We start from the raw sequence: 14560 nt of genomic DNA, 5'->3' as shown, positions 1-14560 counted from the left end.
GCCCGCATCGTAGAAAGAAAGAGGGAGGGGCGGCGGAGCCGATGACCCCGCCGCCCCTCACCGACGTACGTACGGCTTACGCGTCGCCGCCCGCCGCGCCCGGGTCGGCCGCGGCCACGTCGAGCAGCTGATAGCGGTCGATCGCCTGCTTGAGCACCGACCGGTCGACCTTGCCCTCACGCGCCAGCTCCGTCAGCACCGCGACCACGATGGACTGCGCGTCGATGTGGAAGAAGCGCCGGGCCGCGCCACGGGTGTCGGCGAAGCCGAACCCGTCCGCCCCCAGGGACTGGTACGTGCCCGGCACCCACCGAGCGATCTGGTCCGGAACCGATCGCATCCAGTCGGAGACGGCCACGAACGGACCCTGGACGGCGGCCAGCTTCCGCGTCACATAGGGGACGCGCTGCTCCTCCTCGGGGTGCAGCAGATTGTGCCGCTCCACGTCGACGGCCTCGCGCCGCAGCTCGTTCCAGGAGGTCGCCGACCAGACGTCCGCCCTGACGCTCCACTCCTCGGCGAGGATCTTCTGCGCCTCGACCGCCCACGGCACGGCGACACCGGACGCCAGGATCTGCGCCGGGACCGCGCCCGAGGTGCCCTCGCTGAAGCGGTAGAGGCCCTTGATGATGCCCTCCGCGTCGATGTCCGAGGGCTCGGCCGGGTGCTGGATCGGCTCGTTGTAGACGGTGAGGTAGTAGAAGACGTCCTCGCCGTGCGGGTGTTCGTCGCTCGAGCCGTACATCCGGCGCAGACCGTCCTTCACGATGTGCGCGATCTCGAAACCGAAGGCGGGGTCGTACGCGACACAGCCCGGGTTCGTCGAGGCGAGCAGCTGCGAGTGGCCGTCCGCGTGCTGGAGCCCCTCACCGGTCAGCGTCGTCCGTCCGGCGGTCGCACCCAGCACGAAACCGCGCGCCAGCTGGTCGGCCATCTGCCAGAACTGGTCGCCGGTGCGCTGGAAACCGAACATCGAGTAGAAGACGTACACCGGGATCAGCGGCTCGCCGTGCGTGGCGTACGCCGACCCTGCCGCGATCAGCGACGCCGTGCAGCCCGCCTCCGAGATGCCGTCGTGCAGCATCTGGCCGGTCGGCGACTCCTTGTACGCGAGGAGCAGATCGCGGTCCACGGCCTCGTACTGCTGGCCGAGCGGGTTGTAGATCTTCGCGCTCGGGAAGAACGAGTCCATGCCGAAGGTGCGGTACTCGTCCGGCGCGATCAGCACGAAACGCCTGCCGATCTCCTTGTCCCGCATGAGGTCCTTGAGGAGACGGACGAAGGCCATGGTCGTGGCGATGGACTGCTGACCCGAGCCCTTCTTCACGCTCGCATACGCCTTGTCGTCCGGAAGGGCGAGCGGCTTCGACCGTACGACACGGGTCGGGACGTACCCGCCCAGGCCCTTGCGGCGGTCGTGCATGTACTGGATCTCTTCCGAGTTGCGGCCCGGGTGGTAGTACGGCGGCGCGCCGTTCTCCAGCTGCTGGTCCGTGATCGGGATGTGCAGCCGGTCACGGAAGCCCTTGAGGTCGGAGACCGTCAGCTTCTTCATCTGGTGCGTGGCGTTGCGGCCCTCGAAGTTGGGGCCGAGCGTCCAGCCCTTGACCGTCTGGGCGAGGACCACGGTCGGCTGACCCTTGTGCGCCTTGGCCGCCGCGAAGGCCGCGTAGACCTTCCGGTGGTCGTGACCGCCGCGGCCGAGGTGCAGGATCTGGTCGTCGGTCATGTTCTCGACCATCGCCCGCAGCCGGTGGTCGTCACCGAAGAAGTGCTGGCGGATGTACGCGCCGGTCTCGGTGGCGTACGTCTGGAACTGGCCGTCCGGAGTGGTGTTCAGCTTGTTGACCAGCACGCCGTCGCGGTCCTGCGCGAGCAGCGGGTCCCAGGTGCGGTCCCAGACGAGCTTGATGACGTTCCACCCGGCGCCCCGGAACTGCGACTCCAGCTCCTGGATGATCTTGCCGTTGCCGCGTACCGGGCCGTCGAGGCGCTGCAGGTTGCAGTTGACGACGAAGGTCAGGTTGTCCAGGCCCTCGCGCGCCGCGATCGACAGCTGGCCGAGCGACTCCGGCTCGTCCATCTCGCCGTCGCCGAGGAATGCCCATACGTGGGACTTGGAGGTGTCCGCGATGCCGCGCGCCTCCATGTAGCGGTTCATACGGGCCTGGAAGATCGCGCCGAGCGGGCCGAGGCCCATGGAGACGGTCGGGAACTCCCAGAAGCCCGGCATCAGCCGGGGGTGCGGATACGAGGACAGGCCGTACGGGGCCTTCGACTTCTCCTGCCGGAACGCGTCGAGCTGCTGCTCGGAGAGGCGGTCGAGGAGGAACGCGCGGGCGTAGATGCCCGGCGAGGCGTGGCCCTGGAAGAAGATCTGGTCGCCGCCGTCGCCCTCGTCCTTGCCGCGGAAGAAGTGGTTGAAGCCCACGTCGTAGAGCGAGGCGGAGGACGCGAAGGTGGCGATGTGGCCGCCGACGCCGATGCCGGGGCGCTGGGCCCTGGACACCATCACGGCCGCGTTCCAGCGGGTCGCGTTGAGGACCTTGCGCTCGATCTCCTCGTTGCCGGGGAAGAACGGCTCGTCCTTGGTGGCGATCGTGTTGACGTAGTCCGTACTGCGCATCTCGGGCACGGCCACGCGCTTCTCGCGGGCCCTCTCGATCAGCCGCAGCATCAGATAGCGGGCTCGCTCACGGCCGCGCTGGTCGACGGCGGCGTCGAGGGAGTCGAGCCACTCCTGAGTCTCCTCAGGGTCGAAGTCCGGGACCTGGCTGGGAAGGCCGCCAATGATGATCGGGTTGCGATCGGATCCGGAAGCCACGCTGTTCCTTCGCTGTCAGAGGGCTGTCTGCGGTGGGTTTCCCCGTGTCTGCACCGTCCCCATCGTGTACCTCGGGGACGCGAAACGTCATCTCTACCAGGGGGTAACCGAGACATGCGCGGGGGACCGCGGGACGGCCCCGGCCAAAACGCAACGATACGCTCAGTACGTGACGCGTTCCGCAAAGTCGTTCGGGTCTCGTACGCTCCAAGGGGTTCCGAAATTCATAAATGGGGCAGAAAGGTGTGGTGTGCGTCACGTAACGCCGTGATGGCCCGCCGGGAGTTGCGTCGACACCGCCAGGATCGTCACCGTTTCGGCGGTCTCGACGGCCGGGTACTTGCGCGATCCGTCCCGCCCGTGTGGACTACGGCCAATGCTTCGCGCACGCGCGTGGCTGAGACATCTACCGAAACATGATCAGGAGGCAAGCCGTGAGCGCGACCGCGGACCACGCGGAGGAGCGGACCAACCCGGCCGCCAGGCTGGGGTTCGAGCCCGGGCAGGTGGTCCAGGAGATCGGCTTCGACGACGACGTTGACCACGAGCTCCGTGAAGGCATCGAATCGCTGATCGGCCAGGATCTGGTCGACGAGGACTACGACGACGTCGCAGACGTCGTGCTGCTGTGGTTCCGGGACGAGGACGGCGATCTCACGGACGCACTGGTGGACGCCATCGGTCTCCTTGAGGACGGCGGCATGATCTGGCTGCTGACCCCGAAGACCGGCAGGGACGGTTACGTCGAGCCCAGCGACATCAGCGATGCCGCACAGACCGCCGGCCTCTCCCAGACGAAGAGCATCTCCGTCGGCAAGGAATGGTCGGGTACGCGCCTGGCCACTCCCAAGTCGAAGCGCTGAGCTGCCGCACCGTCTGCCGCAGAGCATCGCTTGAGGCCCCCGCCGAGCCACCTCGGCGGGGGCCTCACGCATGCGCCGGACCACGCCCGCCAGGGACACTCCGGGACCTCGTGTCGATCACTGCGTAGGCTGGTCGTCACCCGAACAGCCCCCTGGAAGGGAAGCGTGTGACTATGGCGATCGAGGTCGGCACCAAGGCCCCGGACTTCGAGCTCAAGGACAACCACGGCGCCAGCGTGAAGCTGTCCGACTTCCGCGGCGAGAAGAACGTGGTGCTGCTCTTCTACCCGTTCGCTTTCACCGGCGTGTGCACCGGTGAACTGTGCTCCCTGCGCGACAACCTGCCGCAGTTCACCGACCGTGACACCCAGTTGCTGGCCGTCTCGAACGACTCCATCCACACCCTGCGCGTCTTCGCCGAGCAGGAGGGCCTGGAATACCCGCTGCTCTCCGACTTCTGGCCGCACGGCAACACTTCGCGCGCCTACGGCGTCTTCGACGAGGACAAGGGCTGCGCGGTGCGCGGCACGTTCATCATCGACAAGGAGGGTGTCGTCCGCTGGACGATCGTCAACGCTCTGCCGGACGCGCGTGACCTGAATGAGTACATCAAGGCGCTCGACACCCTGTGATTCTTCGGTTCCAAGCCCTGCGGGGTGCGGGAACCCGTCACTAGGATCGAGACGTTGATCCGATACCAACGCACGACGGGGCTCCCCGCCCCTGGACACCATTGGGAGGACTCGTGGGAGTCAGCCTCAGCAAGGGCGGCAACGTATCGCTGACCAAGGAGGCCCCGGGACTGACCGCGGTCATCGTCGGTCTCGGATGGGACGCCCGTACGACGACCGGCGTCGACTTCGACCTCGACGCCAGCGCCATCCTCACGAACGCGGACGGCAAGGTCAGCACCGACCAGAACTTCGTATTCTTCAACAACCTCAAGAGCCCGGACGGCTCGGTCGAGCACACCGGGGACAACATCACGGGTGAGGGCGAGGGCGACGACGAGCAGATCAAGGTCAACCTCGCCTCCGTCCCGGCCGACGTCCAGAAGATCGTGTTCCCGGTCTCGATCTACGACGCCGAGAACCGCCAGCAGTCGTTCGGCCAGGTCCGCAACGCGTTCATCCGCGTGGTGAACCAGGCGGGCGAGGCGGAGATCGCGCGTTACGACCTCTCCGAGGACGCCTCGACGGAGACCGCGATGGTCTTCGGCGAGCTCTACCGCAACGGCGCGGAGTGGAAGTTCCGCGCCATCGGCCAGGGTTACGCCTCGGGCCTGCGCGGCATCGCGCAGGACTTCGGCGTGAACGTCTGAGCCGTACGCTCGTCGGCTCTTCGGTCCGGCGCCGCACCTTCACGTGCGGCGCCGGCCCAGCTGTACAACGGAAAGTCTGACCTCGGGGAGGACCAGCATCATGGGCGTCACGCTCGCCAAGGGGGGCAATGTCTCCCTCTCGAAGGCCGCACCGAACCTCACGCAGGTGATGATCGGGCTCGGCTGGGACGCGCGCTCCACCACCGGAGCCGACTTCGACCTCGACGCCAGCGCACTGCTGTGCAACGGCGGCCGGGTGCTCGGGGACGAGTGGTTCATCTTCTACAACCAGCTCAAGAGCCCGGACGGCTCGGTGGAGCACACCGGGGACAACCTCACGGGTGAGGGAGAGGGCGACGACGAGTCGATCCTGATCGACCTCTCCAAGGTGCCGGCCAACGTGGACAAGATCGTCTTCCCGGTCTCGATCCATGACGCCGACAACCGCGGTCAGACCTTCGGCCAGGTCAGCAACGCCTTCATCCGCGTCGTCAACCAGGCCGACGGCCAGGAGCTCGCCCGCTACGACCTCTCCGAGGACGCCTCCACGGAGACGGCGATGATCTTCGGCGAGGTGTACCGATACAACCAGGAGTGGAAGTTCCGCGCCGTCGGTCAGGGGTACGCGTCAGGCCTGCGGGGCATCGCCCTCGACTTCGGGGTGAACGTTTCCTAGGGCCGCCTGGACCGGCCGAAGGGGCAGCCCTCTAGACTTCGTGGTCAACAGTGAGTAAAGCCGAGTACGGCGCGGGGGAGACCCGTACATACACGATGGGGTAGCCAGTGCTTCTGAAAACCTTCGGCTGGTCGTTTGCGGTCACCGCGCTCGGCTTGGTCGCAGCGGCGTTCTACGGGGGGTGGACCGCCTTCGGCATCGTGGCGATCCTGGCCGTCCTGGAGATCTCGCTGTCCTTCGACAACGCGGTGGTCAACGCCGGAATCCTGAAGAAGATGAGTGCCTTCTGGCAGAAGATCTTCCTCACAGTGGGCGTTCTCATCGCCGTCTTCGGCATGCGGCTGGTCTTCCCTGTCGTCATCGTCGCCATCACCGCCAAGATCGGCCCGATCGACGCGGTCGACCTCGCGCTCAACAACAAGGACCACTACCAACAGCTGGTCACGGACGCCCACCCGGCGATCGCCGCCTTCGGCGGTATGTTCCTGCTGATGATCTTCCTCGACTTCATCTTCGAGGACCGGGACATCCAGTGGCTGCGCTGGATCGAGCGGCCGCTGGCCAAGCTCGGCAAGGTCGACATGCTGGCGGTCTGCATCGCCCTGATCGTCCTGCTGATCACCTCGTTCACCTTCGCGGCGCACGCCCACCAGCATGGCGGCGCGCACGCCGACAAGGCGCAGACCGTGCTGATCGCCGGCATCGCCGGCCTGATCACCTACATGGTCGTCGGCGGCCTCTCCGGCTACTTCGAGGACAAGCTCGAGGAAGAGGAGGAGCGCGAACACGAGGCAGAGGAGGAGGCCGAGCGGACGGGCAAGAAGAAGCCCGCCGTCGTCCTCGCCGGCCAGGCCGCGTTCTTCATGTTCCTCTACCTGGAAGTGCTGGACGCGTCCTTCTCCTTCGACGGCGTCATCGGCGCCTTCGCCATCACCAACGACATCGTGCTGATGGCGCTCGGTCTCGGCATCGGCGCCATGTACGTCCGCTCGCTCACGGTCTACCTGGTCCGCCAGGGCACCCTCGACGACTACGTCTACCTGGAGCACGGCGCCCACTACGCGATCGGCGCCCTGGCCGTGCTCCTCATGGTCACGATCCAGTACCAGATCCACGAGGTCATCACCGGCCTCGTCGGCGTCGTCCTGATCGCCTGGTCCTTCTGGTCGTCCGTGCGCCGCAACAAGGCGCTCGCCGACGCCGAGGGAAAAGACGCGACCTCGGACGAGAAGGATGAGGTCTCGTCCGGGGTGTGACAGCGCACCGGTCTTAAGGGGCCCGTGACAGCCCGCCGGTTTCAGCGGGTGTGACACCCCTCCGGTTGAGGAACGCTCTGAGCGGGGCGGCCGTCGAGGACGAGTCCTCACGGCCGCCCCGGCCGCATATCGGGAACTGGGGGGCGGAATGGGTATCTGGCAGGACCTGTGGCGCGGACGCTCGGCGGACTTCGACTCCGGCAGCGCGGCCACCAACTCCATAGAACTGACCAAGCGCAACCACACCGTCTCGCTCACCAAACAGGGCGCGGCCACCGGCAATCTGCGCATCAACCTGTCCTGGCGGATGCGCACCTCCGACATAGGCGGCCCGGAGCGCGGCAGCCTGCTGCGCCACCCCTTCCGCACCTTCAAACCGGAAGTGGTCCAGGCGCACACCCAGAGCATGGTCAACGTCGACCTCGACCTCGGCGTCATGTACGAGCTGGCGGACGGCACCAAGGGTGTGGTGCAGCCGCTGGGCAGCTTCTTCGGCGAACTCAACGTGCCGCCCTATGTGAAGCTCAGCGGCGACGACCGCTTCGGCTCGGCGTCGGGCGAGACGGCGTACGTCAACCTGGACCACCGCGACGACATCAAACGGCTGCTGGTCTTCGTCTACATCTACGACCAGACCCCCGCCTTCGACCGTACGCACGCCATCATCACGCTCTACCCGAGCAACGGCCCGCGCATCGAGATCGGCCTCGACGAACGCCATCCGCAGGCCCGTTCCTGCGCCGTCGTGATGATCCAGAACAACAAGGGCGAAGTGACGGTGCGCCGCGAGGTGAAATTCGTCTACGGCTTCCAGGCCGAACTCGACCGCCTCTACGGCTGGGGACTGCAGTGGGGCCGGGGGTACAAGTCAAAGGTCGACCGCTAGCCGGTCAGCCGCGGGAAGTCGTGCCGCTGGGGCGGCACCGTCCCGGAAAGACCGGAAAGGGCGGCACTCCGCCCCGGAAGCGGCACCCCGCAAGCTCGGGCAAGCGGAATCCACCCCGCCCGCACCAGTTCCGGGCAGCCTGCTAACGCCCGATGAACTGCGGCCCCTGCGGCGGCAGCTTGAAGTCGGGGTCGGGCGAGGCGCCCACCGGCCCCGGGTAGCCGTACGCCGGCTGGGGATACCCGTACGCCGGCTGCGCGGCGACCGCGGGTGCCGCCTGCGGATACCCGTACGCGGGCTGCTGCGGCACCGCAGCGGGCTGCTCCGGCGGCAGCGGCACCGAGGTCTCCGGCGCGGCGGCGGGCGCGGACCAGGCGGCGGCCTCGGGTACGGATCCGGTCACCGGGGCGACGGCGGCCTCCGTCTCGTCCACCGAGATCCCGAAGTCGGTGGCGAGCCCCACCAGGCCGTCGGAGTAGCCCTCGCCGAGCGCCCGGAACTTCCAGCCCTCCCCGCGCCGGTACAGCTCCCCGCAGATCAGCGCGGTCTCCGCGCCCGTCTCCGGCTTGATGTCGAAGTACGTCAGCGGTTCGCCGTCCGCGACCGTGGCGTCGTACAGCAGGATGCGCAGGTCCCGTACGTGGTCGAAGGTGACGTCGTCCGCCGATGCGACGAGGAGAATCTGTCCGACTCCGGACTCGACACCCGCCAGATCTGTCTGGATCGTGTCGGTCAGGCCCTCGGTGACGCGTTTCTTGCCGAGCCGCCAGACTTTGCCGGAGGGATGGCGTGGCTGGTTGTAGAAGACGAAGTCCTCGTCGGATCGCACACGACCGTCGGCGCCGAGGAGCAGCGCCGAGGCATCGACATCAGGGACACCCTGCCCGGGCGACCAGCGCAGCACGGCGCGTACCGCCGTGGCGTCCAGCGGGACGTTCGACCCCTTCAGCATCGCGTGCGTCATGCGGTCATCCTGCCCTCTCGGTCCTGGTCACGACAACGTGGGGTCTCCCCGGACCGGTGGATGCCGGACACGGCCCAGTTACTTGAACTTCACGCTGGGTGGGAACTCTTGACATGGATTTGTACGTACTATTACCGGCCACATCACGGCGGGCCGCCTAGCCGCAACGGGGGAGTTTCATGCGTCATTTTGGTCATATCGCCCCTGAAGAGCGGCAACGTCTCTTCCACCGGGAGCCGAACGTCTTCACCGCCGACTCCCCGTCCCGGGTCCTCGCGACGGCCCTCGGAGCCACCCTGTACAGCCCGGCGACCAGGCCGCGGCTGGCCGACGACATCCTCAAGCAGGCCGCGAGCGGCGTGGTCTCCATGGTGCTGTGCCTGGAGGACTCCATAGACGACTCGGAGGTCGCGGGCGCCGAGGAGAACCTGGTCCGGCAGCTCACCGACCTCGCGGGACGAAAGGACGCCGGCGAGCCTCCGCTGCTGTTCGTGCGGGTCCGCTTCCCCGAACAGATCGGTGATCTCGTCCAGCGTCTCGGACCCGCCGTCCGGCTGCTGTCCGGATTCGTGATGCCGAAGTTCACCGAGGAACGCGGGACGCCCTTCCTGGAGGCGCTCGCCTCCGCCGAGGCGGCGAGCCGGCGGCGCCTGTTCGCCATGCCCGTGCTGGAATCGCCCGAGCTGCTGTACCGGGAGTCGCGCGTCGACACCCTGGAGGGCATCTCCCGCGCCGTCGACAAGTACCGCGACCGGGTGCTCGCGCTGCGCCTGGGAGTCACGGACTTCTGCTCCTCGTACGCGCTGCGCAGAGCCCCCGACATGACGGCGTACGACGTCCAGGTCGTCGCCTCCGTGATCGCCGACGTCGTGAACATGCTGGGACGGGCCGACGGCACCGGCTTCACGGTGACCGGGCCGGTGTGGGAGTACTTCCGCGTCCAGGAGCGCATGTTCAAGCCGCAGCTGCGCCGCAGCCCCTTCCTGGAGGGGCAGGCCGAGGAACTGCGCGAGGCGCTGATCGAGCACGCCATGGACGGGCTGCTGCGCGAGATCGCCCTCGACCAGGCCAACGGACTGATGGGCAAGACCTGCATCCACCCCTCGCACGTGCTGCCCGTGCACGCGCTGTCCGTCGTCAGTCACGAGGAGTTCAGCGACGCGCAGGACATCCTCAGGCCCGAGCGAGGCGGCGGGGGTGTACTGCGGTCGGCATACACGAACAAAATGAATGAAGTGAAACCGCATCGCGCGTGGGCCGAGCGGACCCTCCTGCGGGCCGAGGTCTTCGGTGTCGCGAACGAGGACATCGGCTTCGTGGAGCTGCTCACCGCCGGGCTCCCGGCGTGAGCCGGCCCGGCCGAGCGACGCGGAACCGGATCGACAAGGAATCGGTGTACAACGCAGTGAACGACGTGGTGTGGACCGGTACATGGGTCGCCGAGCGGCTCGGTGTCGAGCTCGTCGGTGACGGGGAGCTGCGCGACCTGCTGGGCCTCGCGCTGCGGCGCAATCCCAAGCGCGCCCATCTGCTCGTCTCGAACGTCCTGGGCAAGCACGTCCCGCAGTCGCCGTCCGTCGTGTACGGGTACGGGTTCGCGCTCGGCCGACGGGTGCGCGACCTGCTGGGCGCCGAGGACGCCCGCACGGCCGTGGTCCTTGGGTACGCGGAGACGGCCACCGGGCTCGGCCACTCCGTCGCGGACGGCGTGGGCCTCGCGCCCTATCTGCACTCCACCCGCCGCGCCGTGGAGGGCGTCGCCCGGGCGGGCGGCTTCGAGGAGTCCCACTCGCACGCCACCTCGCATCTGCTCCTGCCGGAGAACCCCGGTCTGCTGGCGGGCTCCGGCGCCCTGATCCTCGTCGACGACGAGTTCTCCACCGGCAACACGGTCCTCAACACGATCCGCGCCCTGCACGAGCGCTATCCGCGGGAACGGTACGTGGTGGTGGCGCTGGTCGACATGCGCTCGGCCGCCGATCTGGGGCGCCTGGAGGAGTTCGCGGCGGAGATCGGGGCGCGGGTGGACCTGGTGGCAGCGGCGTCGGGGACGGTGAAGCTTCCGGAGGGCGTCCTTGAGAAGGGACAGGCGCTGGTCGCCGCACACGAGTCCGCGCCGCCCGCCCCCGCGCCGCACGGGCACCCCGAGAAGGCCACCCGTGTCGAACTCGGCTGGCCCCGGGGTGTCCCCGACGGTGGGCGGCACGGGTTCACGCCCGGGCATCGAATACGGCTGGACGGTGCCCTGCCCGCCATGGCCGCGCGACTCGCCGACGCGCTGCCGGACGGCGCGCGGCGCGTCCTGGTGCTGGGCTTCGAGGAGCTGATGTACGCGCCGCTGCGGCTCGCGCGCGAACTGGAGCAGGTGGTGGCCGCCGAGGTGCGCTACTCCACGACCACCCGCTCGCCCGTCCTCGCCCTCGACGACCCGGGCTACGCGATCCGCAGCCGCATCGTTTTCCCCGCCCACGACCACCCGGACGACGGCCCCGGCGAGCGCTACGCCTACAACGTCGCCGGTGCCGGCTTCGACGCCGTCGTCGCGGTCGTCGACTCCACCGCCGACACCCCCGAACTGCACGCCCCTGACGGCCTGTTGGCCCAGCTCGCCGCGCACACCCCGAGCGTCCTGCTCGCGGTCGTCCCCTCGTACGTCCCGGCACGGCCGTCCACCGAAAGGCCCTCCATGCTCCCCGAGCCCCTCCGCGGCCCCGCCTTCTCCTCGTACGCGCCGGACGAGGTCGGCTGGCTGCTCCAGGACCTCTCGGACGTCGGCCTGGAGGCGCCGACCGAGGAGCGCGAGGAGGCGATCCAGAGCGGCGGCGCCCACTACGCGGAATCGCTGCCGGTCGAGTACCAGCCGAGCACCCAGTACCAGGAGCTGTTCCACGCCGCCCTCGACACCTCGGCGGCCCGCATCGCCCAGGCCGTCGGTGCCGTCACGGAGCTGGTGCTCGCCGAGCGGTCGCCGAGGCCGGTGCTGGTCTCCCTCGCCCGCGCGGGCACCCCCGTCGGCGTCCTGATGCGCCGCTGGGCCAGGGACCGCCACGAGCTGGACCTCCCTCACTACGCCGTCTCCATCGTCCGCGGCCGGGGCATCGACGCCAACGCGCTGCGCTGGCTCGCCGCCCACCACGACCCGGCCGACGTCGTCTTCGTCGACGGCTGGACCGGCAAGGGCGCCATCACCCGCGAACTCGCCCAGGCCATCGAGGAGTTCGAGGCCTCCGACGGCATCACCGGCTTCGACCCGGAGATCGCGGTGCTCGCCGACCCGGGCTCGTGCGTGCGGACGTACGGCACCCGAGAGGACTTCCTCATCCCCTCCGCGTGCCTCAACTCAACGGTCTCCGGGCTGATCTCGCGTACGGTGCTGCGCTCCGACCTGGTCGGCGAGCACGACTTCCACGGAGCCAAGTTCTACCGCGAACTCGCCGGATCCGACGTCTCCGTCGCCTTCGTGGACGCCGTCGCCGCCCACTTCGCCGACGTCGCCGACGCGGCCTGCGCCCAGGCCAAGGAGCTGCTCGCCGCGGACCGCACCCCCAGCTGGGAGGGCTGGGCGGCGGTCGAGCGGATCAGCGAGGAGTACGAGATCCACGATGTGAACCTCGTCAAGCCCGGCGTCGGCGAGACCACCAGGGTGCTGCTGCGCCGCGTCCCCTGGAAGATCCTCGCGCGGGCCGGGGCGGGCGCCGACCTCGACCACGTACGCCTGCTCGCCGAGCAGCGGGGGGTGCCCGTCGAGGAGGTCGACGAACTCCCGTACACCTGCGTGGGGCTGATCCACCCGAAGTTCACGCGCGGTGCGACCGGCGCCGACGGCAAGGCGGTGACGGTCTGATGGCCACGCCCAGGGTGCTCGTCGCCAGCGACCTCGACCGCACGCTCATCTACTCCTCCGCCGCCCTCGCGCTGACCATGCCCGACGCGCGGGCGCCCCGGCTGCTCTGTGTCGAGGTGCACGAGAGCCGGCCGCTGTCATACATGACGGAGACGGCCGGCGCGCTCCTCGGCGAACTCGGCGACACGGCGGTCTTCGTGCCCACCACGACCCGCACCCGCAAGCAGTACCAGCGCATCAACCTGCCGGGCCCGGCCCCGAAGTACGCGATCTGCGCCAACGGCGGGCACCTGCTCGTGGACGGCGTCTCCGACCCGGAATGGCACGCGCGGGTGACGGCACGGCTCGCCGGCGAGTGCGCGCCGCTGGCCGAGGTGCGCGAGCACCTGGCGACCACCGCCGACCCGCTGTGGGTGCGCAAGCACCGCGTCGCCGAGGACCTGTTCGCGTATCTCGTGGTGGAGCGCGAGCTGCTCCCCGAGGAGTGGGTGAAGGAACTCGCGGTGTGGGCGGAGAACCGGGGCTGGACCGTCTCGCTCCAGGGCCGCAAGATCTACGCCGTGCCGAAGCCGCTGACCAAGAGCGCGGCCATGTACGAGGTCGCCCGCCGCACCGGCGCCGCCGTCACCCTCGCCGCCGGGGACTCCCTCCTCGACGCCGACCTGCTCCTGGCCGCCGACCGGGGCTGGCGTCCCGGCCACGGCGAACTGGCCGAAGCGGACTGGACGGCGCCGGCGATCACCGCACTTCCGGAGCGGGGGGTCGCGGCGGGGGAGCGGATCCTGCGGGAGTTCCTGCACGCCTGCGCCGATGGCGGCACGGGACAGGTCTGAGGAGCCGCGGGCGACTTGAGGAGCTCGGGCGGAGCTTGAGGAGCCGCGGCCGACTTGAGGGGCCCGGGCGGAGCTTGAGGAGCTGCGGGCCGGACTTGAGGAGCACGCGCGAGCCTGAGGAGCCGCGGGCCGGACTTGAGGAGCCCCGTGTGGAGCTCCTTGCGGAGCCCGCCAAGCCTCGGGCAAAGCTGAAGAGTTCCTGAGAAATCTTCCCTGGATCAGCCGCAGCAGCCCCCGCCGCAGCAGCCGCCTCCGCCCCCGGCGGAGCGCGGTGCGGAGGCCGAGCCGCCCACGGCGACCGTCGACAGGAGTTTCACCGTGTCGTCGTGCCCAACGGGGCAGGCCGCGGGGGCGGCGGACTCCGCCATCGGGCGGTTCAGTTCGAACGTGTCGCCGCAGGTCCGGCAGCGGTACTCGTAGCGAGGCATGCGCACAGGTTAGCCGCAGCCGGCCGAGGGCCGTAGGGTTCCACTGGACCCCCTGATCGCTTCTGTCCTGTTCCTGGACGAAGAGATCACTATGGTCGCTGATAATTTAAGAGGGCCGCGACGAGCCGCAAGGTCGGGGAGGGGGGCTCGCTGCCGCGTATGCGGCCGCTGCATCTACCCGCGCGCGCAAGGACGAAGTGCGGAGGGAGACGCGGTCGTGACCCAGACATGGCATCGAAGGGATGTTCGGCATCCCCTGGCCCGCCCATGCGGCGGAGCCGGCCTTGGCTAGAGGGGAGGGCGACGGCCGCCCGCACCGCCGCCGCGCCGAGCCGGAAACTGACCGGGGGGACGATCGAGGGGCCGGTCGTGGGGCCGATCCCGTAGCCGGTCGTGGGGCCGGTCGTGGGACGGATCCCGGAGCCGGTCGTGGGGCCGACCCCGGAGCCGGTCGTGGGATCGACCCCGTAGCCGGTCGTGGGGCCGGTCGTGGGACGGATCCCGGAGCCGGTCGTGGGATCGATCCCGGAGCCGGTCGTGGGACTGATCCCGTAGCCGACCGTGGGTCCGGTCGTGGGACGGATCCCGGAGCCGGTCGTGGGATCGATCCCGGAGCCGGTCGTGGGACTGATCCCGTAGCCGACCGTGGGTCCGGTCGTGGGACG

General features: G+C 69.1%; 12 protein-coding genes. 9 read left to right on the top strand and 3 right to left on the bottom strand.

What is annotated here, in order from left to right; genetic code table 11:
- Positions 1–76 precede the first annotated feature (76 nt).
- Positions 77–2824, bottom strand: coding sequence for a pyruvate dehydrogenase (acetyl-transferring), homodimeric type (gene aceE, locus AB0D27_RS32560; protein ID WP_362515899.1), 2748 nt, complete (start codon positions 2822–2824; stop codon positions 77–79).
- A gap of 434 nt (positions 2825–3258) precedes the next feature.
- Here aceE and AB0D27_RS32555 point away from each other — a divergent pair, with 434 nt between their 5' ends.
- From AB0D27_RS32555 to AB0D27_RS32530, 6 genes are all read left to right on the top strand, one after another.
- Positions 3259–3687, top strand: a complete 429-nt coding sequence (locus tag AB0D27_RS32555; RefSeq protein ID WP_362515897.1) for a DUF3052 domain-containing protein — start codon at positions 3259–3261, stop codon at positions 3685–3687.
- Positions 3688–3860: 173 nt separating this feature from the next.
- Complete coding sequence (locus tag AB0D27_RS32550) at positions 3861–4319, top strand: peroxiredoxin (RefSeq protein WP_362515940.1); 459 nt, start codon at positions 3861–3863, stop codon at positions 4317–4319.
- A gap of 113 nt (positions 4320–4432) precedes the next feature.
- Positions 4433–5008 (top strand): TerD family protein, encoded by a 576-nt coding sequence (locus AB0D27_RS32545; RefSeq protein WP_362515896.1) that lies wholly within the window; start codon positions 4433–4435, stop codon positions 5006–5008.
- 100 nt (positions 5009–5108) lie between these two features.
- Complete coding sequence (locus AB0D27_RS32540) at positions 5109–5684, top strand: TerD family protein (RefSeq protein WP_327428387.1); 576 nt, start codon at positions 5109–5111, stop codon at positions 5682–5684.
- A gap of 107 nt (positions 5685–5791) precedes the next feature.
- Positions 5792–6940, top strand: coding sequence for a DUF475 domain-containing protein (locus AB0D27_RS32535; RefSeq protein ID WP_362515894.1), 1149 nt, complete (start codon positions 5792–5794; stop codon positions 6938–6940).
- A 148-nt stretch (positions 6941–7088) separates the two neighbouring features.
- The gene (locus AB0D27_RS32530; RefSeq protein ID WP_362515893.1) at positions 7089–7826 is read left to right on the top strand and encodes a Tellurium resistance; all 738 of its coding nucleotides are present in this window, start codon (positions 7089–7091) and stop codon (positions 7824–7826) included.
- Between the two features lie 142 nt (positions 7827–7968).
- Here AB0D27_RS32530 and AB0D27_RS32525 read toward each other — a convergent pair whose 3' ends face one another.
- The gene (locus AB0D27_RS32525) at positions 7969–8790 is read right to left on the bottom strand and encodes a TerD family protein (RefSeq protein ID WP_362515891.1); all 822 of its coding nucleotides are present in this window, start codon (positions 8788–8790) and stop codon (positions 7969–7971) included.
- A 179-nt stretch (positions 8791–8969) separates the two neighbouring features.
- On the opposite strand from AB0D27_RS32525, the gene AB0D27_RS32520 reads away from it, so the two are divergent.
- The 3 genes from AB0D27_RS32520 to AB0D27_RS32510 are packed head-to-tail and all read left to right on the top strand — an operon-like array spanning position 8970 to position 13467.
- A complete protein-coding gene (locus AB0D27_RS32520) occupies positions 8970–10139 on the top strand; it encodes an HpcH/HpaI aldolase/citrate lyase family protein (RefSeq protein WP_362515890.1) in 1170 nt (389 codons plus the stop codon).
- Between the two features lie 44 nt (positions 10140–10183).
- Complete coding sequence (locus tag AB0D27_RS32515; protein WP_362515888.1) at positions 10184–12634, top strand: phosphoribosyltransferase; 2451 nt, start codon at positions 10184–10186, stop codon at positions 12632–12634.
- Entirely contained in the window at positions 12634–13467 is an 834-nt protein-coding gene (locus AB0D27_RS32510) for an HAD family hydrolase (RefSeq protein WP_362515887.1), read from the top strand. Before AB0D27_RS32515 ends, AB0D27_RS32510 begins: the two co-directional genes overlap by 1 nt.
- Before the next feature lie 218 nt (positions 13468–13685).
- On the opposite strand, the gene AB0D27_RS32505 is transcribed toward AB0D27_RS32510, so the two are convergent.
- Complete coding sequence (locus AB0D27_RS32505) at positions 13686–13895, bottom strand: zinc ribbon domain-containing protein (RefSeq protein WP_362515885.1); 210 nt, start codon at positions 13893–13895, stop codon at positions 13686–13688.
- Positions 13896–14560 lie beyond the last annotated feature (665 nt).

The organism is Streptomyces sp. NPDC048415 (genome assembly GCF_040651675.1).
GTDB lineage: Bacteria > Actinomycetota > Actinomycetes > Streptomycetales > Streptomycetaceae > Streptomyces.
Note: the sequence above shows the minus strand (reverse complement) of the source record. Positions and strands in the feature narration are given on the sequence as shown.

Excerpts from the sequence above, each read along its gene's own strand:
- AB0D27_RS32550 (WP_362515940.1), top strand. The coding sequence starts at position 3,861 with ATGGCGATCGAGGTCGGCACCAAGGCCCCGGACTTCGAGCTCAAGGAC.
- AB0D27_RS32540 (WP_327428387.1), top strand. The coding sequence starts at position 5,109 with ATGGGCGTCACGCTCGCCAAGGGGGGCAATGTCTCCCTCTCGAAGGCC.
- AB0D27_RS32530 (WP_362515893.1), top strand. The coding sequence starts at position 7,089 with ATGGGTATCTGGCAGGACCTGTGGCGCGGACGCTCGGCGGACTTCGAC.
- AB0D27_RS32525 (WP_362515891.1), bottom strand. The coding sequence starts at position 8,790 with ATGACGCACGCGATGCTGAAGGGGTCGAACGTCCCGCTGGACGCCACG.
- AB0D27_RS32520 (WP_362515890.1), top strand. The coding sequence starts at position 8,970 with ATGCGTCATTTTGGTCATATCGCCCCTGAAGAGCGGCAACGTCTCTTC.
- AB0D27_RS32510 (WP_362515887.1), top strand. The coding sequence starts at position 12,634 with ATGGCCACGCCCAGGGTGCTCGTCGCCAGCGACCTCGACCGCACGCTC.
- AB0D27_RS32505 (WP_362515885.1), bottom strand. The coding sequence starts at position 13,895 with ATGCCTCGCTACGAGTACCGCTGCCGGACCTGCGGCGACACGTTCGAA.